The organism is Streptomyces iconiensis (assembly GCF_028657195.3).
GTDB classification, from domain to species: domain Bacteria; phylum Actinomycetota; class Actinomycetes; order Streptomycetales; family Streptomycetaceae; genus Streptomyces; species Streptomyces iconiensis.
Genome location: NZ_JANCPR020000011.1, coordinates 125440 through 148855, shown reverse-complemented (window position 1 = coordinate 148855; position 23416 = coordinate 125440). Strand labels below are relative to the sequence as shown.

Sequence of the window (23416 nt, the reverse complement as noted above, 5' to 3'; positions counted from 1 at the left end):
GTACGGGCGGTGTTGGGCGCGGTGGGGGTCTGAGGGGGGACGGGTGGTCGGGCAAGGGTGTGTTTATCGCACTAATGCCGGACCGACCCGGGAGTACACGTGGACGCAGACGATCTGACGAGACCTCACCACCGGCCCCGTACCGCAGCAGTGCAGCACGGCACGCGAGGAGCACGGCGTGCGCTGGCTGTTCTCGCTGCCGCCGCCGTCCTCGGCGGTATCGCGGGGTGCGGCACAGCGCGGGAGCAGGATGCCGAGCGCGGCGGCGGTCCCGAAGCGGGGAGGCAGGCGCAGGCCAGGGCCGAGGCGCAGCGGGACGGGGAGCGGACAGGTGCGGCGCGGCGTGGGTTCTCGCTGGTCGCCACGGGGGACCTGCTGGTGCACGACTCGATCATCCGCCAGGCACGCGCCGACGCGGGTGGCTCAGGCTACGACTTCAGCCGCATGATCGCCGCGGCAGGACCGATGGCACGCGGCGCCGACCTGGCGATCTGTCACATGGAGACCGTCTACGGGCCCGACGGCGGTCCCTTCTCCGGCTACCCGCTGTTCAAGACACCGCCCCAGCTCGCACGGTCCGTCAAGAAACTGGGCTACGACTCCTGCTCGACGGCCTCCAACCACACCCTCGACGCGGGCAGCGAGGGGGTGACCCGCACCCTCGACGCCATGGACGCCGTCGGGCTCAAGCACGCCGGTTCGGCCCGTTCCCGGGCCGAGAGCACCAAGCCCACCCTGATGCGCGCAGGCGATGCCAAGGTGGCGCAGCTCGCGTACACGTACGGCACCAACGGGATCTCGCTGCCCCAGAACAAGCCGTGGCTGGTCAACCTCATCGAGCCGGAGCGGATCATCGCCGACGCCCGTGCGGCACGCCGCGCCGGGGCGGACGTCGTCGTCGCCAGCATGCACTGGGGCACCGAGTGGCAGCAGGAGCCCGACTCACTCCAGCGCTCGGTCGCCCGCAAGCTGACCGCCTCGCGCTCCCAGGGGCGCCGCGACATCGACCTCATCCTCGGTACTCATGCACATGTGCCGCAAGCGTACGAGAAGGTCAACGGGACCTGGGTCGTCTACGGGATGGGTGACCAGATCGCCGGCAAGATGAACGACCCGCGCGGCACCATGGGTTCAGCCGCGCGCTTCCGCTTCGCACCGCCGAAGAAGCGCGGTTCGGGCGAATGGACCGTACAGAAGGCCGAGTTCACGCCGTACCTGATGCAGACCTCGCCCCGGCACACGCTCATCAACCTCGCGGGCAAGGCCAGCAGGAACGCCGGGGACGCCGAGCAGGACAAGGCGTACGACACGATCCGCGGCGCCGTCCTCAGCCGGGGCGCGGCCAACGACGGGCTACGCATGACTCCTTGACCGACGGGCTACGCATGACTCCCTGACCGTACGCAAGGGCGCTCACCCCCGCCTCCGCGCTGGAGCCCGCACCACCGCTGACCGGCAGTGGGCTGCATGGCGGTAGGCAGCGCATCCGCGCGAGCCTGGTGATCGACCCGAGTACGAGGATGGTGAGACCCCGTCATGAGACGAGGAAACGCAGGACGCACCGTTGCCGTGGGAGTGCTGGCGGGCGCCGCAGCGTTCGCCGCGCTTCCGGTGCCCGCGCAGGCGGACACGGTGGCACGTGCCACCGTGTCCGCCTCGCCCGCCGCGACCGGTGACCTCCACCGCTTCGTCCAGCAGCGCCCCCGCTGGACGGAGTGCGGCCACAAGGAGCTGGACAAGGCCGGGGCGCGGTGCGCGAGCATCCGCGTACCGCTGGACTACCGCGACCCGCAGGGGCGCACCCTGCGCATCGGCTTCTCCCGTATCAAGGCCACCGACACCCGCCACCGCATAGGTCTGATGATGCACAACTCCGGTGGTCCCGGCGGCCCGACCCTCGACATGCCGCTGCTCGACGCGCCGGTCATGGGCAAGAGACTGGCAGCGCGCTACGACCTGATCGGCATGGACCCGCGCGGTGTCGGCCGCAGCAGTCCCGTTCACTGCGGCACCTCGGGCCACTGGCTGCGTTCGGCCGGGTACGACACGGCCGGCTTCCGTGCCCAGAGCGCCTACTCGGCCCAGTTGGTCGAGGGCTGCCGTCGCGCCTACGGGAAGGGCGTGGAGCATCTGCGGCACTTCACCACCCGCAACACCGCGCGGGACATGGACCTGTTGCGAGCCGTGCTCGGCGAGCGGAAGACCTCGTACTACGGGATCTCCTACGGCACCTACCTCGGTGCCGTCTACGCGAAGATGTTCCCCGGCCGTACCGACAGGCTGCTGCTGGACAGCGCCGTGGACCCCGCGCGCTGGAGCGTGCGGACGCTCCGGGACGCGGCAGGCGCCAACGAGGAGTTCCTCGACGCCTGGGCGAAGTGGACGGCGCACCGCGACCGTACGTACGGGCTCGGCGGTACGCCCGCGAAGGTACGCGCGACCGTCGAGGGCATCGCACGGCAGGCGGCACGCGAGCCGCTGAGGGTGGGCACGTACACGGCGGACGGCCAGCAGGTGCCGATGGTGCTGTCCATGCTGATGGCCAACGACCGCGACTTCGCCAGGGCGGCCAGGACGGTGCGTGTCCTGCACGACGCCGCGCGGGGCAGGCCGGTCGAGCCGAACGAGGAACTGGCGGAGGCGCTCGGGAAGCCCGACAAGGGGACGGACAACGGCACCTCGCTCCAGATGGCCATACTGTGCGGTGACCGCGAGGCCCCGCGCGATCTGTCCTGGTACCGGCGCAACATTGAGAAGAGCCGCGCCGAAGCGCCGGTCTTCGGACCGCTCTTCAACGCCGTGACCCCGTGCGCCACGTGGCCGGCCAAGCCGGTGGAGGAACCCGTACTGAGCGGCAACGAAGCGCCGGGACTCATCGTCCAGGCCACCGGGGACACCCGTACGAGCTATGCCAACGGGCAGGGCCTGCACCGCCGGATGCCGCACTCCCGGCTGATCACGCTCAAGGCCCGGGTGCACGGCGTCTACGGCCTCTACCCGAACCGCTGTGTCGAACGGCAGGTCAACGACTACCTGCGCACCGGCAAGCTGCCCGCCCGCGACACCACCTGCGAGAAGGACAAGGCAGCGGCGGGCGGCGGAAGCTGAGCCCTCCCGCCGCCGCGTGAACCGCCGTCCGCCCGCGGGTGGACGGCGGCCCGCACGGTGATTGCCCGCGGGCTTCACATCACCAGGCTCATGCCCTGGATGAGCAGCAGGGCGATCACCGAGGCGCCCGAGACCGTGACGGTGCACGTCTTGAGCGTGCCCCGGGTCGTCTGGCCGAGCAGTGTTTGCAGCAGCCAGAAGGTGTTGCTGGTCGCGTGGATGGCGAAGAGCGAGCCAGCGCCTGCGGCCAGGGCCACGAGCACGGGCTGCACGTCCAGTTGCGGCGCGACCGGCGCCAGGATGCCCGCTGCCGTGATCGCGGAGGTCGTCACCGAGCCGATCGCCATGTGCAGGACGGCCGCGATGACCCAGACGAGGGCCAGGGGAGCCCAGGTGCTCGCCGAGAACGAGTCCTTGACGAGATCGCCGAGCCCGACGGCCTCCACCACGGCCGCCAGCGAACCGCCCACGCCGGTGAGGATCAGAATCTGTCCGCTCGTACGGAACCCCTGCCCGAACGCCTCACCGACAGCGCCCGGCGGCAGGCTGCGCAGGGCGACCAGGCAGGCGCACACGAGCCCGGTCAGCAGCCCCATGAGCGGGTCGCCGAGAAAGCGGACGACGGGCGAGCCCCAGCCCGCGACCTCGGCGAAGGCACCGGTAGCGATCATCACCAGTGCGGGCAGCAGCGGTGCGAGCGAGAGCGCCAACGGGGGTGTCCGTACGGGCTGTTGGGCCGTCTCGCGTACGGGCTCGTGTACGGGCTCGTGCCCCACTGCGCCTTGACCGGCGGATGCGTGCCCAGCGGTTCCGTGTTCCGCCGGCGCGGCCGGTGCCGGCCGCTTCTCGTCCATGGACAGGACCAGTTCGTCCCGTTCGGGGTTCCAGAAGCCGCGCTTGCTCACCACGGTGAACAGGAACAGCGCGCACACGATCGTCACGGCCGCGAGCGGGAAGCCGTACAGCAGCATGATGCCCAGCGGTATGTCCAGCAGCCCCGCCAGCGCGAGGGCGCCGACGCCCGGGACGGACAGGGCGATGCCGACCTCCACGCCCAGCGCCATCGCCGCCGCCATCCGCGCGACCCCGTACGGTCCGATCCTCGTGCCCAGCGAACGGGCAAGCGGCGCCGTCATCACCAACAGGACGTCCGCGAAGATCGACTGGAGCACCGTGCCCACCGTCACGGCGAAGGAGTACGGCATTCTGCGCGGCCCGAGCACACGCAGCAGCAGGGCGACCAGTTTCTCGATGGCACCCAGCGCGGACAGCAGCGTGCCCAGCAGCACGCCGAGCACGATGAGCAGGCCCACCTCGGCCATCAGCGCGCCGAAGCCCTTGTTGACCGTCTCCAGCGTGCGTTCGGCGCCGAGACCGCCCGCCAGGCCGAGGTAGACGGCGCCCAGTACCAGCGCGAGGGCCGGGTTGACCTTCGCCTTGAGGATGAGAACGACCAGCCCCGTGATCGCGATCGCCGTGTGCACCAAAGGTGCCGCGCTTCCCACCGCTTCCCCCCTTCGGGCCGCGTGCACCGGCCCGGCCGCCTCCGGCCACCGGGGACCCGAATGCCCCCGAGGCGCCAACATCGTCCGTGCGCCCGTCCGTTCACCGGATCGCCGTCTCACGATGTGACCAGCGGGGGCGGGCGCGCGACGGCGTGCGGGGTGGCAGGCTGTCCCCTGATCCACAACGGCGCCCCGGCTGCGGACGTGGCGCGGCGACGCGAGAGACTCACCGCGCGCACGCGGTTCAGCGGAGCGAGTGACAGAGGAGAGACCGACGTGAGTGAGAGCAGCGGACCCAGGGACGCCGAACACGGGCCCACGGGCGTCGCACACAACGCCAGGGTCTGGAACTACTGGCTGGGCGGCAAGGACTACTACGACGTGGACGGGCAGGTCGGCGACCACGTCACGGGCATGTACCCCATCATCGGCGAAGTCGCCCGCGCCGACCGGGCGTTCCTCGGCCGCGCCGTGACCCATCTGGCGGGCGAGGCCGGAATCCGCCAGTTCCTGGACATCGGCACGGGACTGCCCACCGTCGACAACACCCACGAGGTCGCCCAGCGCATCGCGCCCGAGTCGCGGATCGTGTACGTCGACAACGACCCCACCGTGCTCCTCCACGCCAACGCGCTTCTCACCAGCTCACCCAAGGGCGTCACGGACTACATCGAGGCCGACGCGCACGACCCGGACACGATCCTGCGCGCCGCGGGACGCACGCTGGACTTCGACCGCCCCGTGGCCGTGATGATGCTCGGCATCCTCAACTTCGTCCTGGACACCGAGGAGGCACGTTCGATCGTCGAGCGCCTTGTGGCCGCCGTTCCCTCCGGCAGCTACCTCGTCCTCACCCACCCCACCGTGGAACTGGGCGGCGAGGCCAACACCGAGGCCATGCGCTTCTGGAACGAGAACGCCACGCCCCCGATCACGGCTCGTACCCGCGCCGAGGTCGCCGGCTTCTTCGAGGCGCTCGAACTCCTTGACCCGGGCATCGTCTCCTGCTCCCACTGGCGCCCCGAGGCCACCTCCGGGTCCACGGACGAACCCCAGGTGGTCCCGCAGTTCGGCGCGGTGGCCCGCAAGCCCTGAGCCCGACCCGGCGGCGGCGCCGAGCCCGCCGGTGGTTCTCTCCTTGCACACGACGGGAGAACTTGCACACGACGGGAGAAGGGGCCGGGAGGCTGCCGGCGAATTCCCGGGCCGTACGCGGCCGGGTGGGGTTCGTGGGAGGTACCACGAACCCGACCCGGCCTGAACATCGTGGGTCAGTGCGTCATCAGGGGTGGAAGACCTTGAAGTCTTCCGCCGTCAGTTTGTTGAGCCAGGCATGTGCCACGCCGGTCCAGCCGATGCGCACGAAATCCGCCTTGCCGTCACCGTTCATGTCGGCGAACTTGATGTCCTTCGGAGGAAGGCCGGAGTCGCCGGCGATCCTGCCGATGTCGCGGTATTTCCCGCCTGCTCCCTTGGCTCCCTCGTTGATCCAGGCACGGACGCCGCCCTTGGCGGTGATCAGGAGACGGTCGTCGCGCTTGTCACCGTTGATGTCCGCGTACCGGATCTGGCGGGGATTCTGGAGTGGGCCTGAAATGTTCTGCGGCGGGGTCCAGTCGAGATACTTGCGGCCGTTCGCGAGCTGGAAGTCCCGGTTGTACCAGGCGGTCGTGGAGCCATCGGGTTCGATCAGCAGGTAGTCGTCGCGTCCTCCGCCGGTGACGTCGGCGAACCGGATCTGCGTGGATGCGTCGATGTGCGGCCGGTCACCTGTCGAGCCCTTGGAGAAGACGCTGCCGACACCGTCGTACTTCTTGGTGCACATCCGCTGGCCGGACGGCTTGGAGGCGTTCCAGGTGCTGATGTTCACATGGCCCTGCAGGTCGACGACCATGCAGTCGGGGAAGCCGTCACCGTCGATGTCGCCGAAGCGCAGGGCGTTGCCGACCGCTCCGGCGGTTGGCTTGTAGGCGTTCTCCCCCTCGACGAACGGCACCCACTTGCTTCCCGAGGGACCGCCGTTCCACCAGAACCGCATGTTCTGGTCCTTGTCCACGGTGACGAACTCGGCCTTGCTGTCCTTATTGATGTCGACCAGCCAGAAGCGGTTCGAGGAGCGGAATTCCTTGCTCTGGATGACTCCGCTGTCTGACCATTTCCCACCCAGGTCACCGCCCCCGGGAACGGCGCCGGTTCCGTCGTCCTTGAGACCGCAGGGATGCGAACCGGCGTTGGGCGCCTCGGGGTTCGGCTTCCTGATCCAGCCGCTGCTCTTGGCCGAGGCGGCCGTGGCAGCGAATGCGCGCCCCATCTTCGCGTAGCCCGCGTCATTCGGGTGGATGCCGTCAGGACCGATGTCGGACACCTGGAGTCCGCCGTCGGTGAAGGCGATGTGCATTCCGCCGCCGGCCAGCCGTTTCACCATGTCGGCCATCTGTGCGTTGAGTTTCCCGGCCCGCGCGTTCCTGGCCGCGTCGGGGAAGGGCTGGATCGCACCCACCATGACGACGGCACCGGGTGAGTCGGCCACGACCTGTTTGGCCAGGGCCTCCAGCCGGCCGATGGCGCCGTCCATCTGGTAGTCCTGGATCACGTCGTTCGCGCCCGCCACCAGCGTGACCATGTTTGGCTGGTACGTCTTGACGGCGCATTGTGCCTTGCCGGCGATCTCGCTGATGCGGTATCCGGGCCAGCCTTCGACGTCGCGGTCGGCCATCGTGCCGACGCGTACCGAACCGACCCAGTCCAGCGTGCGGGACTGCTTGCGCAGCTCGGCGTCGGCGGCACCACGGTAGCCGTTCCCGTCGGAACTGCCCTGCCCATAGGTGCTGGACGAGCCGAGCCCCATCACACGCCAGTCCCCTGACGGCTCCTCGGGTCTCCCGGGGTCATCGGGAGGCGTGACGCCGATGTACTCGTTCCAGAGGTACTCGGTTTTCGTTCCCGAGGGCTCACCGGGCCAGTCGAAGTAGTTGCGCGCGAGTTCTTCCGGGCGATAGGCGAGATGCCCAGGGCCGGGAAGGTCGTTCTTGTCGTCCCACGCCCAGGGCGGGTTCGCCGAATCGATGCCGCACTCACCCGAAGCGGGACCGAGAACGCCGCCGTCTCCGCAGGCGCCGCCTTCGTTGGGATTCGAGCTGTCGTCTCCGGCGAATTTGTTCGGCTCGGCGAAAAGATCCTTGTTGTTCTGCTGATCCCACATGCCGTTCGGCGCGAACACGTCGATCAGGTCGTACTGCGTGTCGCGGTCATTGGGACCGCTGGGTTCCTCGGCCGTGTTTCCGGGTTGGTAGAGGACCCCGTCTCCATGCAGGTACTCGCTGTAGACGATGTTCTTGTCGAGACCCTTCCACTTCGCCGTCGCCGACCACGCGGCGTGGGTGCCTGCCTGCTGCGCCGTGAACGGGCGCGCGTGGCCGTCCCCGTGTGAGCTTGCCAGCAACGGGAGTTCACCGTCTTTGGTCTCCTCTCCATCCTTCCAGTCGCTGTCCTTGGGGATATAGGAGTAGAAATCGGAGTGCGAGACCGTAATGGCTGACGTGAGCTTCCCGTGTTCGGAACCGTCACGTTCCACGACGACGAGAACACCTTCGGCGTCGTTCTCGTGCTCCGAGGCGTCCGCCAGATAGTCGTCCAGAGAGGCATCGGCCCAGTCGCGCGGATGAAAGAACGTGTAGAGCACGTAGGCGTACTTCTCGGTCTCGACGACCGAGTAGTAGACATGCGCCTTCAGCTTTTTCTCGCTGGTGTTCTCCCAGTTGTTACGGCCGTTGAGGTCGCCGTCGAAGTCGTAGGAGGTGATGTAGTCTGACTTTCCGCCGAGAGCGGTTTCGCCGCTCGTATCGACGTCCTGGAAGTGAACGGGTGCCCACCAATTGGCGAGTTCGCTTCTTTCCTGTTCATTGGGTGCTGTCACTGCTGCGGCGGGGGCCACCACAGAGACGCACCAGGTCGCAGAGAACACGACGAGCGCGATTAACGCGCTGAGCAGCGGAACCGATCGCACAGAAAGCGACCGACCTGGGCCGGATCTCAAAAACGCTCCAAATGCTCACTCAGTCTCGACGAGGCTTCGCGACACGAGAAACCAGATCGGGACTCAGGAACCCTGCGGCCACATCGCGCAGTTCACCCGAATCTCCATCAAGGCGATGAGGTACGGCCGATGGTGACCGAAGAGGGTGGTACCTCGTGCGCGAAGACTCCTTGAGAGGAAGACTACTCAACAGGAACCTCGTGTATGTAACAAATAGTTATCAGTACCTTGAAGGCCCATCAATTCACCAAAGGGCGAACGGAGAGGGCGATCTGCGCCTCAGCCGCAGAGGGCGGCAGAGGCGAACAGGGGTGACAGGGGGTGACAGCGCTGCTCTCCTGGCCGCCATCCGGCAGCCAGGACGGAGGGGGGAGAGGAGGCGGAGGAGGCGGAGAAGGCCGACGCCGTGCGCGGTCCCGTACGCGGACGGCCGGCCCATCGCCGCGTGAACCCCGACTCACACCACCAAAACCGGCGGTACCGCCTTGGTGCACGCCATAGGGGCGCCCACGGGGGCCGTCCCGCCAGGGCTCATTCCCTCTGCCCGCGCGTGAACCCCGCACCCGCCGGGCCGCCGTTCTCCGGGAGTATGGTGCGGAGCCCCACGCGGGGGTGCTGCGGCCTGCGCCACTCGCGGGGGTAGCCGACCGAGACCTCCTCGAAGCGGACGCCGTCGTGCCATGTCGTGCGCGGGATGTGCAGATGCCCGTAGACCGCGGTGACCGCGCGGAACCTGCGGTGCCAGTCCGCCGTTCGGACGGTGCCGCACCACTGCGCGAACTCCGGGTGGTACAGCACCCGGGTCGGGTCCCGTACGAGCGGGAAGTGGTTCACCAGCACGGTGGGCAGCGCCGGGTCGCACGCGGACAGGCGCCGTTCGGTCTCCTCCACCCTCGCCTCGCACCAGGCGGCGCGAGTGGGGTAGGGGTCGGGGTGCAGGAAGAACTCGTCGGTGCACACCACGCCCTTGGCGTATGCCTTGGCGAGAGACTCCTCAACCGTCGCCGTACCGGGCGTCAGGAAGCTGTAGTCGTACAGCACGAACAGCGGCGCCACCGTGACGGGACCGCCGGGTCCCTCCCACACCGGGTACGGGTCCTCGGGAGTGCTGATCCCCAGGCCCCGGCACAGCTCGACCAGGTGCTCATAGCGCTCCTTGCCGCGCAGTTGGAGCGGGTCCTCGCGCGGGGTCCACAGCTCGTGGTTGCCCGGGGTCCAGATGACCTTGGCGAACCGTCTGCTCAGGGTGGTGAGCGCGTGTTCGATGTCGGGGGACTTCTCGCCGACGTCTCCGGCGACGATCAGCCAGTCCTCGTCGGAGCCCGGCCGCAGGTCCTCCACCAGTTGGCGGTTCTCCGCGTGGATGACGTGCAGATCGCTGATCGCGAGCAGACTCCCGCCCCTGCCGCCCCCGTTCACGCCGCACCGGCCATGTGAGCGCCGTCGCCGGGCAACTCGCAGGCTTGTTCCGGCCGTTCGGGGTACTCGGGGAGCAATCGCCGTCCTGTGCCCGTGCCCCCGGTTGTGTCGCTCATACGCGCTCGGCCCCCTTCTGGTGCGGCTTCCGGGCGGCCTCGTCGCACTTGAGTCCGGCCCCGCGATCAGACCTCATTCAAGGCCACGAATCACCGTCACCGCCACACGGCCCGTCCCGTAACGCGGAAAGCGCGGAGAGCGGAGCCCTCACAGGCCCCTGCTCTCCGCGCCCTCAAGTGTTTCTTCGTACCCTCAAGTCCGCACCTGCGGAGCATTGGTGACGGGGCATCAGGCAGGCTTCCCCGGTGACCCGTCAGGCGCGGGTGTCCGTCAGGTGAGTGCTCCGGCCGCGAGCTCGGCGGCCCTGGCCACCAGCGGGTTGTCCGTCGGCCCCTTCGGGTCGAACTTGGTGGAGAGCACCGACAGCACCAGCGGGGGACCCTGCGGAGGCCGGACGACGCCCACGTCGTTGGCTATTCCGTACTGTTCGCCGCCGCCCGTCTTGTCCGCGAGGACCCAGTCGGCCGGCAGTCCGGCGCCGAAGCGTTCGCCGTTGGTGGTGTTCGCCTCCAGCCAGCCGTTGAGCATCTTGCGGTCGTGCCGCTCCAGCGCGTGCCCGACCAGCAGGTTCCCGAACGTCTTCCCCACGGCCGAGGGGCTCGTGGTGTCCGTGACCCGCCAGGGCTCGGCGGAGTTCAGCTCCGGCTCCCAGCGGTCCAGCCGGGTCGTCCCGTCCCCGATCGAACGGCAGAACTTCGTGATGGCCGTGGGGCCGCCCAGCTCGCTGAGCAGGAGGTTGCCCGCCGCGTTGTCGCTCTCGCTCACCGCGGCTGCGCACAGCGCCTCGACGGTCATGCCGTTGGCGATGTTCTCGGCCTTGCCCGTAACCGGTGCGTAGCCGGCCTTCCGGACGAACTTCTCGGTGTAGTGCAGGCGCTTGGCCAGGAACTCGCCGTGCCTGTCGAGGTCGCGCAGTACGGCTGCTGCGGCGAGCGCCTTGAACACCGAGCACATCGGAAAGCGTTCCCCGGCGCGGTAGGCGACCGTCTTCCCCGTATCGGTGTCGAGCGCGAACACGCCCAGCCGTGCCGCGTACTTCTTCTCAAGCGCCCGCAGTTGCCCGGCGAGCGCACCGCCCTTCGCCGATGGCGCGGTCCGCGTGGCCGCGTGCGCCGTACCGGATGCGGCCACCAGTGCTGTCGCGGCCGTACCGGCGCCGAAGGCCAGTACGGTGCGGCGGGACGGAACTGTCTGGGTGAGGTGCACGGACGTCCTCGTTTCTGCTCGTGTGGTCACGATGGTTCTCTTGTGTGGTCACGATGGATCTACGGGATGGCTGTGTCGGTAACTGTGGTGCTGCGTCGGCCAGTTGGCGTGCTGCCCCTGTGCCCCGTGCCCTGTGCCCAGTGGCCCTGCGGCGCGGTGACGGCGGTGTCCGGGGATCTGCGGGCCGGCGGGCCGTCGGGTCGGCCGGTGAGCTGGCGAGCTGGCTGGCCGGTCAGCGGGTCGGCCGGTCAGCCGAGCCCCTTCAGGAACTTGGCCGCCACCGGGCCCGCGTCCGAGCCGCCCGAGCCGCCGTCCTCCAGGAGCACGGCCCAGGCGAGGTCGGGGGAGCCGCCCTGGTAGCCGATCATCCAGGCGTGGGTGCGCGGCGGCTTCTCGGTGCCGAACTCGGCCGTACCCGTCTTGGCGTGCGGTTCGCCGGGCAGGCCCTTCAGCGCCTTGCCCGAGCCGGAGGTGACCGTCGCGCGCATGAGCGTACGCAGGTCGGCGACCACCTTCGGGTCCAGGTTCTTGGGGGCCCGGTACTTCTCGCGTACGGCGTCGGGGACCAGGACAGGCTGCTGGAACGTCCCGTTCTTGACGGTGGCGGCGAGGGACGCCATCACCAGCGGCGACGCCTGCACCCTGCCCTGGCCGATGACGGAGGCGGCCTTGTCGTTGTCGCTCTCGTTGACCGGAACGCTGCCGTCGTAGGTGCTGGTGCCCACGTCCCACTTGCCGCCGATCCCGAATGCCTGGGAGGTCTCGCGCAGCGAGGAGTTGGACAGCTTGTCGCGGGCGCCGACGAAGAAGGTGTTGCAGGACTGCGCGAAGGCTTCACGGAACGTCGAGCCCTTGGGCAGCGTGAACGTGTCCTGGTTCTCGAAGCGCTGGCCGTTCACGTGCTCGTACTTGGGGCACGGAGCCGGGTCCGAGGGGCGTAGCCCCTTGTCCAGCAGTGCGGCCGTGGTGACGACCTTGAAGGTGGAGCCGGGTGCGTAGCGCCCGGTCAGCGCGCGGTTCGCGCCACCAGGCTTGTTGGCGGCGGCCAGGATATGACCGTTGCGGGGATCGACGGCGACGACGGCCGCCTTCTTCTTCACCCCCGACAGCGCGTCAGCCGCCGCCTGCTGTACGCGCGGGTCGATCGTCGTCTTCACCGGACGGCCCTTGGCGCGCTTCGCGGAGGACAGCGTCTTCGCTGCCTTCCCGGTGCCGCGGTCAGCGACCACCACCGCCTTGCGGGGGCCCTTGCCGCCGGCGAGCCGGTCGTCGTAGCGGGCCTCAAGACCCGACACTCCCTTGCCGCTCTTACCGTCCACCACACCCGTGAGCGAGGCGGCCCGCAGCTCGTCGCCCTTCCTGTCGAGGATCTTCGCCCTGTCGCCGCCGCCCGAGAGCGCGAGGGTCTGACCGGGGCGCATCTCCGGGTGGATCATCGGCGTCGTGAACGCCACCGTCCACTTGCCCGAGCGCTTCAGCACACGCGCCTCGGACTTCCAGTCGTAGGCACCCACACCGGGAATCCGCATCGCCACCGTGAACGGCACCCGCACCTCGCCCTTGTCCTTCAGCTCACCGCTGCCCGCGGTGATCTTCGTGCTGGACGGCTTGAGGTTGGTCATGACCGAGTCGATGAGCGACTCCGCCTCGGACGGGCTGTCGGTGTACGTTCCCGCCCGCTCGGCCCGGTCCTTCTGCCAGGCCAGCAGAAACGGCCGCAGGCGCTCCTGCGCCGCTGTGACCTGCGGGTCTTCTGCGTCGTCGCTGAGGAGCCAGTAACCGGCGAAGCCGCCGCCCGCAAGGAGCAGTACGCCGGCGAGCAGCCCGAACATCCGCCGTCTGCTGCGCGGTTGGCCGTACACTGCCGGACTTTTCGGTTCTTCCGGATACGACAAGGCGTCCTCCTTCGGTGTGCCGGTACGTCGCCGTCGCGGGGACCCGGTGTGCCGGGTGCTCTCCACCGCGTGCGGGAGGCCGATGCCGCTCCGCAGGCTGGACCGGGCCGGGCCCGGCCGGGACCCGCCGGATCGTCGCCGGGAGCCGGGGGCAGGGCCGAATGGGCAGGCCAGGTGGGCCACCGTGGTGGCCCTGTTGCATGGCACTCAGTCAAGCCCGGGCGCGCGGAACGTGTCGAATACGCTCCTGGGCTCCGCGTGATTCCGTCTGGATATCCGTGCAGGTCACAGGGCTTTTTATGGCCCGGGGACGCGCCGAAATCCCTCTCGCGCGCGTGCGGGTCCGCACCCACGGGGGCGGTCCTGTGCCCTCCGCGTGGGGTCCGCACAGCAGCGTGGGGGCCGCACAGCAGAGAGGCCGTCCCCGCCTTGCGGCGGGAACGGCCTGGGGCCCGAGGTGCGGGGGCGGCGCTCCGCTGCCTGCCGGGCCGTTCGGAACCCGCAACCCGCTGGACTCCGGCAGACAGCCTTCGAACTACTCGGAGTGCACCTTCTGGTACAGCTCACCGTTGTAGTAGTCGGCCGGGTCGGGGTTCTCCTCAAGCTGCTTGTTGCGGACGAAGAAGTCCCCGAGTTTCTTCAGCGAGCGGCCCATCTCGCCGCTCTTGGTCTTCGCCGCCAGGTCATCGGTGGAGAGGGTCTCGACGTGCGAGGCATCCGCCGTCGCCTGCGCCTTGCTGACGTTCAGCATCTTGGCGGTGAGGGCGATGGATTCCTCGGGATGCTTCTTGCGCCAGTCGTTGGCCTGCTGCAACACCTTGACCACCTTGGTGTTCTTCTTCTCCGACACCGTGTTGGCGCCGGTCCCGGCGACGAAGGCGGTCGGGAAAGTGTCCCCGGTGTCCTTGGTACTGGCCACCTCCCGCATCTTCGGGACCTTCTCCTTGATGGTGTCGATGGAGGGGTAGAAGATGCCGGCGCCGTCGATCTTCCCCGAGGTGAAGGAGGACACCACGGTGGACGGGTCCATGGCGATCTTCTGGATGTCCTTCGTGGTCATCCCGGCCTTCTCCAGCGCGATGTTGAGGATCATGTCGCCGGATGTGCCCTCGGGCACGCCCACCCGCTTGCCCTTGAGGTCCTTCATCGTCTTGATGCCGGGCTGGGCGATGACGCGGTCGGCGTAGGTGAAGGTGTTGACCGAGACGACCTTCGCCTTCCCGGAGGCGGGCAGCCACATCGCGCCGGGGCCGATGTAGCCGTAGTCGAGGTCGCCGGAGCCGAGCGCCTGGATCTGCACGGGCCCGTTGTTGAACACCTTCGCCTTCGCGGTGAGGCCCTGCTTCTTCCACAGGCCCTGTTCCTTGGCGATGGCCAGCAGACTGGCGCCGTTGTAGTCGCCTATGTAACCGAAGTTGACCGTGTCGTCGTCCTGCGAGGCGCTGTTGGAGCACGCGCTCATGGCGAGGGAGAGGACCGTGACGGAGAACAGCGCCGACAGAGTACGGCGGATGGTGCTTCCGGGCATGGCGGAGGTGTCCTATCAGAGGGAGGGAAGGCGAGCGGTGCGTGCCCCGACAAGGCGCGCAGCTGGGTCTGTTGTGCGGCTGTGCGGCTGTGCGGTTACACCGCGCCGGCGGGACCGGGCACGCCGTCCTCGGGCACGGCGGCGGCATCCCCACCGCGGGCGGCATCCGCACCGCGGGGCGCTGCGCGTCCGACGAGGCGTTCAGGCGGCGGGAGCGGCGTGCTCCTGGTGGTAGACGGAGGTCCATACCGTGTTGCGGATCTGCCGGAACTCGGCGGAGAGCCGGATCTCCTCCGTACGGGGATAGGGCAGGTCCACGTCGATGACACGGTGGATGCGCCCCGGCCTGGCGGCCATGACCACCACCCGGCTGGCCAGATAGACCGCCTCGTCGACGTCATGGGTGATGAACAGCACGGTGCGCTTCTCCTGGCTCCAGGTCGTCAGCAACTGGTCCTGGAGCTGCACCCGGGTGAGCGCGTCGAGCGCGCCGAACGGCTCGTCCATGAGGAGCACCTGCGGATTCACCGCGTACGCGCGGGCGATGGCACAGCGCTGCTTCATACCGCCCGACAGCGTCTTCGGCAGCGCGTCGGCGAACTCGTCGAGCCCGACCAGGCTGATGGCCTGCTCGGCCCTGCGGCGGCGCTCCTCGCCCGGTACGGAGGCCAGCTTGAGGCCGAACTCCACGTTCTGCCGTACGGTCAGCCACGGGAAGAGGGCGTACTGCTGGAAGATCACCCCCCGGTCGGGCCCCGGCCCCTTCACCTGCTTCCCGTCCACCAGGACCTGGCCTGCGCTGGGTTCCTGGAGCCCGGCTGCCATGCTCATCAGGGTGCTCTTGCCGCATCCGGAGGGGCCGACGACGGTGACGAACTCCTGGTCCGCGATGTCCAGGGACACCCCGTTCAAGGCGGTGAACTCGGTCCCCTTCAACGGGAAGGTCTTCACCACGTCCTGAAAACTGATCTTGCTGTTCATCGCCGCTCCTGCCAGCCGGTGAGACGTCGTTCTGCGAGCAGCAGCAGCCGGTCCATGAGCAGGCCGAGCACGCCGATGGTGATCAGGGATACGAAGATCGTGTCCATCTCGAACCAGGTGGACGCCTTCTGCATCCGGTAGCCCAACCCCTCCTGGGCGCCGATGAGTTCGGCCGCGACCACGGTTGCCCAGGAGGCGCCGAGCCCGATGCGCATGCCGACGAGGATGAACGGCGTCGAGGCCGGGACGACCACCTTCGCGAAGATGACCCGGTCCGAAGCGCCCAGTACCCGGGCCGCGTTGATGAGGGTGCGGTCCACGTCGACGACGCCCTGGAACGAGGAGACGACGCAGGCCATGAAGGACGCGAGGTAGATCACCGCGATCTTCGGTACCTCGCCGATCCCCAGCAGGACGACCGTGAGCGGGATGAGCGCGAGCGGCGGGATGGTGCGGAAGAACTGGATGTAGGGCTCGACCACGGCGCGGATCGTCGGGTACCAGCCCATGAGGAAGCCCACGGGCACGGCCACGACCACGCCGAGCGCGTAACCGAGGAACACCCGGCGCAGGCTGGCGAGCGTATCGGTGGCCAGCGTCCCGTCGGCGACCATGTCGCCGAACTTCTGTGCCACGGCCGACGGAGTCGGCAGGTTCTCGACCAGGCCGAGCGCGGCCACGACAGCCCACACGGAGACGCCGGCCACCAGTGCGAGGACGTTCAGGACGAGCGGCCGTCGCCGGGAGCGGCGTGCGGTACGGCGTGGGGCCTCCTGCGCCACGGCGGTCTTTTCGGGAGGGACGATCACGGCCATGGATGCCTCACTGGGTTCATGCGTGCTCCTCGGTGACGGGCTGGGGGTAGCGGGAGAGCAGCGGGGTTTCGTGCAGGGCGAGGGCGATTCCGCCCAGTGCGCTGCCGGCTTCGCCGAGGGAGGCACGCCGTACGCGCACCCGGTGCCTGGCCATCGGCATCACGTGGGTGTGCAGGGCACGTTCGACGGGTTCGAGCAGCGCGGCACCTGCCTGGGCGAGTTCGCCGCCGATGACGATGACGCCAGGGCCGACCGCGTTGCACACGGCGGCCAGTACGGTGCCGATGTCGGTGCCTGTGCGCTCCAGCACCGCGTGCGCGGTGTGATCGCCGGAGGCGGCGGCGGTCAGGAAGGCGGAGATGTCCCCGGCCTGTCCACCGGCCGAGCGGTACCGGTTGAGCACGGCGTCGAGCGAGGCGACGGTCTCCAGACAGCCGGTGCCGCCGCATTCGCACGGCGTGCCGTCGGGGTCGACCGTGATGTGCCCGAACTCGCCCGACATGCCGTACATCCCGCGGTGCAGCGAGCCGCCGACGACCAGACCGCCGCCCACGCCGTGCGACAGCCGCAGGTACAGCACGTCCCCGTCGTCGGATGCCGCGCCCCATACGGCCTCGGCGAGCGCGGCGAGCCTGGTGTTGTTGTCGAGCAGCACCGGCACGCCGAACCGCTCGCGGAGCAGCCCTGGCAGTCCTTCGATGCTGCGCGCGTGGGCGCCCGCTCCGCCGGGGTCGGCGATCGGCCCGACGACGCCGACCCCGATCGCGCTGAGCGACCCGAGCCTGAGCGTGCCCTGCCGTGGGGTACGCGCTGCAGGTGCGCCGCCCCGCGCGGTGCCTTCGGGGACGGTGCCACCCCCCGCCGTGCCGCCCGGGGCCGGGCCGCCGAGGGAGCCGAGGAGCCGCTCGGCGATGTCGGCGCGCTGGGACCATGTGAGGTCGGAAGCGTGGGCCTCGCTGGCGGAACCGATCATCTCGTGGGCGACGTTGACCGCCGAGACATGGACGGCGCGGCGGGCGAAGTCGATGCCGATCGCTTCCCCCGCATCCGGGTTGAGACTGAGCTTCTCGACGGGACGGCCCCGCCTGCGCACCTCGGCCTGCGGGGTGGAGGTGACCACGGCGCCGCTGTCCACCAGGCCGGCGACGATGTCGTACAAGGTGGTACGGGACAGGCCGCTGTGCGTGCCCAACTCGGCCCTGCTGAGTGGGCCGTGCTTACGGAGCAGGTCCAGAACGGACTGCTCATGACTCTTGCGCAGCCGCGTCAGCGGACCGTCGTGTGCCTGCATGCCGCACAGCATGGAGAGCCCCATGGTTTTTCGTCAATGAGTCGGAACAAAAAGATTCCCGAACCTGGGCCAACGGCAACAGGGCATCGCCGCCGCACCGTTCCGGTGCCGCACGGCCTGCGGAGGGCAGGAGCTGCGGCAGCGGGGACCGAATAATGTTCGCACTATTGACATAAATCTTGCGCGGGTCAGAACATGCCTCGCACGGCACTGGCCAAGATCGCCCCACCCCCCGGCGGCGACGGAAGCGTTCGTGGGCGTGTGCCCTCGGCGGACGGGCGGGCGGACAGGATGCCAGTCACCCGCGACGCCGCCTGCCCCGGTCGCTCCCGCTGACCCCAGGCCGACCGAACCGAAAGGGTCATCGTGCGCCCCAACATGCTCTTCCTCATGACCGACCAGCACCGGGTCGACACCCTCGGTGCCTACGGCAACCCCCACGTCAGCACCCCCAACCTGGACCGGCTCGCCGCCGAAGGCACCCGGTTCGACAACTGCTACACCCCCACCGCGATCTGCACCCCCGCCCGCGCCAGCCTGCTCACCGGCGCCGCGCCGTTCCGCCACAAGCTGCTGGCCAACTACGAGCGGAACGTCGGCTATCTGGAAGACCTCGCCGACGACCAGTTCACCTTCGCCGGCCAACTGCGCTCCGAGGGCTACCGGCTGGGCCTGATGGGCAAGTGGCACGGAGGGGTGCGGCGGACCGCGGCCGACTACGGCTTCGAGGGCCCCGACCTGGCGGGCTGGCACAACCCGGTCGACCACCCCGACTACCTCGCCTACCTGGAGGAGCACGGCCTCCCGGCGTACCGCATCACCGACCCCGTACGCGGCACCACACCCAACGGCAGCCCCGGCAACCTCCTCGCGGCGCGGCTGCACCAGCCTGTCGAGGCGACGTTCGAGCACTACCTCGCCACCCGCACCATCGAGATGCTGCACCGCTGGGTGGCCGACGGCGCCGGGGCAGCGGGGGAGGGGCCGGGCGGCGACGACCCGTTCTTCCTGGCCACGCACTTCTTCGGCCCGCACCTGCCCTACATACTCCCGGACGCGTACTACGACATGTACGACCCCGAGCTGGTCGAACTGCCGGCCTCCGTCAGCGAGACGTTCGACTCGAAACCGCCGGTGCAGAGCAACTACAGCAAGCTGTGGGCCTTCGACACGATGCCGCTGGAGGAGAGCCGGAAGCTCATCGCCGTCTACTGGGGCTATGTGACCCTCATCGACGAGCAGATCGGGCGCATCCTCGACGCCGTTCGCGAACTGGGCCTGGAGGAGAGCACCGCCGTGTTCTTCACCGCCGACCACGGCGAGTTCACCGGCGCACACCGGCTGCACGACAAGGGCCCGGCGATGTACGAGGACATCTACCGGATACCCGGTCTCCTGAAGGTGCCCGGCGCCCCGCGCGGCCAGGTCCGTGACGAGTTCGTCTCGCTCACCGACTGCGCCGCCACCATCCTCGACCTCGCGGGCAGCGACACCAAGCCGGCCGTCGACAGCCGCAGCCTGCTGCCGCTGGCCGCCGGTGAGCGTCCCGAGTGGGCCCCGTACCATCTCGCGGAGTTCCACGGCCACCACTTCCCGTACCCCCAGCGCATGCTGCGCACCCGCCGCTACAAACTGGTGGTCAACCCCGAGTCACGGAACGAGCTGTACGACCTGCACACCGACCCCGACGAGCTGCACAACCGCTACGACCACCCCGAACTCCGCGATGTAAGGGGCGAGTTGACCCGTACGCTCTACGACCTGCTCCGCGAGCGGGGCGACAACTTCTTCCACTGGATGACACCGATGTACGACGTGGAGACCGACTACGACACCACGCTCTCCGCGTTCGAGAGCGAGCCCGCCACGGCCTCCGCGCCCGGACGGGCGGGGGAGGAGCGCTCGTGAACCCGGCGGGTTCCGGGGCCGCGACCCCTTCGTGCTGCGCCCCCGCCCGCGGGTCGGCCGAGTCCGTGCCCGCGGCGGCGGGGGCGCCCGCCTCAGCCGCACCGGCCGGCGCCGCTGAGGCGTACAGGACCCGGATCGAACTGCCCGGCGGCACCTTCCGCATGGGCAGCGAGGACAGGGACGTGAACCCCGGGGACGGGGAAGGGCCCGTACGCGCGGTCACCGTGGCCCCGTTCGCCGTGGACGCCTACGCCGTGACCAACGCGCGCTTCGCCGCCTTCGTCGAGGCCACAGGCCACCGTACCGACGCCGAACGCTTCGGCTGGAGCTATGTCTTCGCGAAGTTCCTGCCGGGCCCGCTGCGCAAGATCTCCCCGCGCCCCGACGCGACCCCGTGGTGGTGCGGCGTGGAGGGAGCGCGCTGGGACGCGCCGGAGGGCCCCGGCAGCGGACTTGAGGGGCGCTGGGACCACCCCGTCGGCCACGTCGGCTGGTCGGACGCGCGCGCCTTCTGCGCCTGGGACGGCGGTCGCCTTCCGACCGAGGAGGAGTGGGAGTACGCGGCACGCGGCGGACTCGACCTGGCCCGCTACCCCTGGGGCGACGACCTCACCCCTGGGGGAGTGCACCACTGCAACATCTGGCAGGGCACGTTCCCCACCAGGAACACAGCCGAGGACGGCTACGCGGGCACCGCTCCGGTGCACGCCTTTCCGCCCAACGGCTTCGGGCTGTTCAACGTCTCGGGAAACGTCTGGGAATGGACGGCCGACACCTGGCACCCGCGGCAGCCGGGGCTCCGCGCGATGCGCGGCGGCTCGTACCTGTGCCACGCGTCCTACTGCAACCGCTACCGCGTCGCCGCACGCACCGCCAACACCCCCGACAGCACCTCGGGGAACGTCGGCTTCCGCGTGGTCCGCGCCCCCGCTGCGCCGCCGCACGCGCACACCGACGCGTAACACCCCTGATTCCTGAACGGCGCTCGTACCCGGGCGAGGACTCGGGTGGGGGCCCCGGGTGGGGGCCCGGGCCGGTCGGCCCCAGGCCCCCACCCGCCGAGGCCGCTGACGCCCCGTCAGCCCTGGTGCGGGCGCCCCTGGTTCCTCCGCTTGACGTACAGACGGTTGCCCTTCGGGCCTGTCCACTCCACCCGCACGACACCGGGCACGGCCGCTTCGTCGATGCGCGAGGGGTCGGACCAGTGGCCGAAGGCCGGGTTGCGGAAGAACGTCGCCCACAGGCGGCCTTTGCCGTCCACGAAGAAGTTGTTGTGACCGGCGCCGACACCCGCGGTCCACCGCTTGGAGTACGGGCCCTCGAAGCGGTCGGCGACGGCGACGACGGCGTCGTACTGGTACTGCACACGGCCCTGCCCCGGCGGGTCGTAGGCGTACCGCGTGCTGCCGTCGGGACGGAGCGAGGCGCGGTTCCACGCGGCGTGCAGGAGGTAGTACTTGCCGCCGTGCTTGAGCACGTACGCGCCTTCGAGATACGGCTCAGGTGAGTAGGGCTGCTGCTGGAACCTGGGGAGCTTCGTCGTCGGAACGATGTCCTCCATGTCGTCCCTGAACTTCGCGTACTCGTGGTTGTGCAGTACGAGCCACGCGTCGTCGCGCTCGGTGTAGAGGCTGCCGTCGATGTGGTGGTAGGCGCCGGGCTCGATGAAGTCGGGGCCACCGGCGACCGGATCGCCGAAGGGCTTCTCGCGGTTGCCCTCCACGAGCCGGTAGGGGCCCTCGATCCCACCCTCGCTCACCAGCATGAAGGAGCCGACCTTGCGGGAGTGGTCCCCCATGCACGCGACGATGTACCACGTGCCGCGGAAGTAGTGCAGCTCAGGAGCCCACGCCTGCCCGCGCTTGCCGAACCGGTCGTCGTGCCAGTACTCCTGCCACGCGGCGACGACCGTACGCCCCGGCCGGTTCTCGCCGGCGAACTCGGGCGACCACACCTTGCCCTTCTCGGCGCCAGGCCGGATGCCGGTCGTGTCCACCAGCGACCACGGTCCGCGAAGTGACCTGGCCACCCAGACGAAGATGCCGTCGTTCCACGGCCCGGCCGCTTCGAGCCCGGGCACACGGGTGGTGCCGGTGGCGACGTAGAGCGGACGCCCCTGGACGGTGAAGCAGTTGACGTAGGTGTCCCGCATCCACACCGTGCCGCGTTCCTTGTCGCGGGGGCGCAGCTCAAGCGGAAGGACGAAGGAGTTGTCCTTGCGCGGCCACAGGTCCTTGTGGGTGTCAGCGAGGCCGTAGGGCTCAAGGCCGGGCCGGTTGGGCGGGTACCGGCGCGACGACGCGACATCCGCAGCCGCCGCCTGTGCGGATGCGGGTCTGGGTGCGGCCTGCGCCGAGGCCGCGGGCAGCGCCACCGCCACTCCCAGGGTGCCGACACCGGCGAGCAAGGACCGCCGGTCGAGAGGGGACCCGTTCTCGGAGCTGGTCATCAGTCACGTCCTTCTTCGCTTCGTGCAGGACACCGTCGCCCCGCCAGGAAGCGTCCCGGGAGGGCATGCCGCACAGCATGTGAAGGTCCGCTGATTTTCGTCAACACTGCGGAAAAATAATCCGGAGCGCCCCTGGTCCCAACTGCCCGGCGCCCCACCGCGTTTCCGCAGGCCGCAGGGGGCGGCAAGAGGCACATGGAGGCGTCACGATTGCATAACGGGCCGACGCGTGATCGCCGCCGCACCGGGTCCCCGCCGTCGAAGTGCGGGAGGGACGGCACGGGTGCGGGGCACTTGGCGGTCGTGTGGGGGTGTTCGGCGGCGGTGACGTGGGCGGGTCATTCATGGTCGGGTGCGCGATGCGCGGTGAGGGACATGGGCGGGGCGAGGCATCGGCGGGGCCCTCAACGGGCGGTGGGGCGCGGGAAGTTCGGCAGAGACCGCGTCGCTCCGTCTGCCGTCCGCCGGCCGCCGTCCGCGCCTCCATGCGGCCACGCAACGTACGCACGCACAGCAGAAAGGCCGTCCCCGCCTTCCGGCGGAAACGGCCTGCGACCTGCGATTTCGCTGGTCGGGACGACAGGATTTGAACCTGCGACCCCTTGACCCCCAGTCAAGTGCGCTACCAAGCTGCGCCACGTCCCGGTGTGTGCCGCGTAAGCACATCGCAGAGTGTATCAGCAGGTCAGAGGGCATCGCGACACGAATGGACGCGGGCACCACCGGACCCTGCCGAGGCGGGGCGAGAGCTTCCCCGTGTGGGAAAAGCGCCTCCGCCGCGCACGGCGGCGGAGGCGTCCGCCCACAGCAGCCAGCAATGGATACGGATGCTCCGAGCATCCCACCACCCACTGACAACGGGGCCGGTCCGCCCGCGCCGGACCGTGGGACTGCGCGCGAGGGCCGTCGGCCGCGAGTCCTGCATGGCATGCGGAACGGGCCGTTCGACGTGTCCCTTCCGGGTCTCTGTCCCGGGTGCCTATTCCGTTCAACGGGCCACTGCTGAATGCTGTTTCCCTACGCTGCCTACGTACCGGGTGCCGGTGGGCCGCTGTCCCGCCGGCTCCCGGGGCGCATCCACGGACACCGGGACGGGATCAGTGAATCCACCATGGTCGGTTCTTCGTTCGTCGCCGTCCTCCGGGGCGGAGGTCTCCG

General features: G+C 69.5%; 15 protein-coding genes and 1 tRNA gene. 5 read left to right on the top strand and 11 right to left on the bottom strand.

Translation table 11 applies throughout. The features are described 5' to 3' along the window. Positions 1-99: 99 nt before the first annotated feature. Both NMN56_RS13695 and NMN56_RS13690 read left to right on the top strand, forming a co-directional pair. Positions 100-1371 carry a CapA family protein gene (locus tag NMN56_RS13695; protein WP_430542562.1) on the top strand — a complete coding sequence of 424 codons (1272 nt, stop codon included), beginning with the start codon at positions 100-102 and terminating at the stop codon, positions 1369-1371. Positions 1372-1536: 165 nt separating this feature from the next. Then, on the top strand, positions 1537-3108 hold the full coding sequence (locus tag NMN56_RS13690; RefSeq protein WP_274041196.1) for an alpha/beta hydrolase: 1572 nt from the start codon (positions 1537-1539) through the stop codon (positions 3106-3108). A 74-nt stretch (positions 3109-3182) separates the two neighbouring features. Here NMN56_RS13690 and NMN56_RS13685 read toward each other — a convergent pair whose 3' ends face one another. Next, entirely contained in the window at positions 3183-4613 is a 1431-nt protein-coding gene (locus NMN56_RS13685; RefSeq protein ID WP_274041195.1) for a GntP family permease, read from the bottom strand. 276 nt (positions 4614-4889) lie between these two features. Between NMN56_RS13685 and NMN56_RS13680 the strand changes: the two genes are divergently transcribed. Further along, on the top strand, positions 4890-5708 hold the full coding sequence (locus NMN56_RS13680; protein WP_274041194.1) for an SAM-dependent methyltransferase: 819 nt from the start codon (positions 4890-4892) through the stop codon (positions 5706-5708). A gap of 187 nt (positions 5709-5895) precedes the next feature. On the opposite strand, the gene NMN56_RS13675 is transcribed toward NMN56_RS13680, so the two are convergent. From NMN56_RS13675 to NMN56_RS13640, 8 genes are all read right to left on the bottom strand, one after another. Next, positions 5896-8529: a GDSL-type esterase/lipase family protein gene (locus NMN56_RS13675; RefSeq protein WP_274041193.1), complete on the bottom strand. Its 2634-nt coding sequence runs from the start codon at positions 8527-8529 to the stop codon at positions 5896-5898. A 651-nt stretch (positions 8530-9180) separates the two neighbouring features. After that, positions 9181-10068 carry a metallophosphoesterase family protein gene (locus NMN56_RS13670; RefSeq protein WP_274041192.1) on the bottom strand — a complete coding sequence of 296 codons (888 nt, stop codon included), beginning with the start codon at positions 10066-10068 and terminating at the stop codon, positions 9181-9183. A gap of 387 nt (positions 10069-10455) precedes the next feature. After that, positions 10456-11421 (bottom strand): class A beta-lactamase, encoded by a 966-nt coding sequence (bla, locus tag NMN56_RS13665; RefSeq protein ID WP_274041191.1) that lies wholly within the window; start codon positions 11419-11421, stop codon positions 10456-10458. 218 nt (positions 11422-11639) lie between these two features. Beyond that, the gene (locus NMN56_RS13660) at positions 11640-13223 is read right to left on the bottom strand and encodes a penicillin-binding transpeptidase domain-containing protein (RefSeq protein WP_274041535.1); all 1584 of its coding nucleotides are present in this window, start codon (positions 13221-13223) and stop codon (positions 11640-11642) included. Positions 13224-13821: 598 nt separating this feature from the next. Next, positions 13822-14814, bottom strand: coding sequence for an aliphatic sulfonate ABC transporter substrate-binding protein (locus NMN56_RS13655; protein WP_274041190.1), 993 nt, complete (start codon positions 14812-14814; stop codon positions 13822-13824). Positions 14815-15015: 201 nt separating this feature from the next. Then, positions 15016-15795: an ABC transporter ATP-binding protein gene (locus NMN56_RS13650; protein ID WP_274041189.1), complete on the bottom strand. Its 780-nt coding sequence runs from the start codon at positions 15793-15795 to the stop codon at positions 15016-15018. Continuing rightward, positions 15792-16610: an ABC transporter permease gene (locus NMN56_RS13645; protein WP_274041188.1), complete on the bottom strand. Its 819-nt coding sequence runs from the start codon at positions 16608-16610 to the stop codon at positions 15792-15794. The genes NMN56_RS13650 and NMN56_RS13645 overlap by 4 nt, the downstream gene beginning before the upstream one ends. Positions 16611-16626: 16 nt before the next feature. Then, positions 16627-17913 (bottom strand): ROK family transcriptional regulator, encoded by a 1287-nt coding sequence (locus NMN56_RS13640; protein ID WP_274041534.1) that lies wholly within the window; start codon positions 17911-17913, stop codon positions 16627-16629. Between the two features lie 366 nt (positions 17914-18279). Here NMN56_RS13640 and NMN56_RS13635 point away from each other — a divergent pair, with 366 nt between their 5' ends. Continuing rightward, complete coding sequence (locus NMN56_RS13635) at positions 18280-19809, top strand: sulfatase family protein (protein ID WP_274041533.1); 1530 nt, start codon at positions 18280-18282, stop codon at positions 19807-19809. Then, a complete protein-coding gene (locus tag NMN56_RS13630; RefSeq protein ID WP_430542561.1) occupies positions 19806-20771 on the top strand; it encodes a formylglycine-generating enzyme family protein in 966 nt (321 codons plus the stop codon). Before NMN56_RS13635 ends, NMN56_RS13630 begins: the two co-directional genes overlap by 4 nt. Positions 20772-20887: 116 nt before the next feature. On the opposite strand, the gene NMN56_RS13625 is transcribed toward NMN56_RS13630, so the two are convergent. Both NMN56_RS13625 and NMN56_RS13620 read right to left on the bottom strand, forming a co-directional pair. Next, the gene (locus tag NMN56_RS13625; RefSeq protein WP_274041187.1) at positions 20888-22258 is read right to left on the bottom strand and encodes a family 43 glycosylhydrolase; all 1371 of its coding nucleotides are present in this window, start codon (positions 22256-22258) and stop codon (positions 20888-20890) included. A 568-nt stretch (positions 22259-22826) separates the two neighbouring features. Further along, positions 22827-22903, bottom strand: a tRNA-Pro gene (locus NMN56_RS13620). Between the last annotated feature and the right edge of the window lie 513 nt (positions 22904-23416).

Excerpts from the sequence above, each read along its gene's own strand:
- NMN56_RS13625 (WP_274041187.1), bottom strand. The coding sequence starts at position 22,258 with ATGACCAGCTCCGAGAACGGGTCCCCTCTCGACCGGCGGTCCTTGCTC.
- NMN56_RS13635 (WP_274041533.1), top strand. The coding sequence starts at position 18,280 with ATGCTCTTCCTCATGACCGACCAGCACCGGGTCGACACCCTCGGTGCC.
- NMN56_RS13645 (WP_274041188.1), bottom strand. The coding sequence starts at position 16,610 with ATGGCCGTGATCGTCCCTCCCGAAAAGACCGCCGTGGCGCAGGAGGCC.
- NMN56_RS13640 (WP_274041534.1), bottom strand. The coding sequence starts at position 17,913 with ATGCTGTGCGGCATGCAGGCACACGACGGTCCGCTGACGCGGCTGCGC.
- NMN56_RS13655 (WP_274041190.1), bottom strand. The coding sequence starts at position 14,814 with ATGCCCGGAAGCACCATCCGCCGTACTCTGTCGGCGCTGTTCTCCGTC.
- NMN56_RS13650 (WP_274041189.1), bottom strand. The coding sequence starts at position 15,795 with ATGAACAGCAAGATCAGTTTTCAGGACGTGGTGAAGACCTTCCCGTTG.
- NMN56_RS13690 (WP_274041196.1), top strand. The coding sequence starts at position 1,537 with ATGAGACGAGGAAACGCAGGACGCACCGTTGCCGTGGGAGTGCTGGCG.
- NMN56_RS13660 (WP_274041535.1), bottom strand. The coding sequence starts at position 13,223 with ATGTTCGGGCTGCTCGCCGGCGTACTGCTCCTTGCGGGCGGCGGCTTC.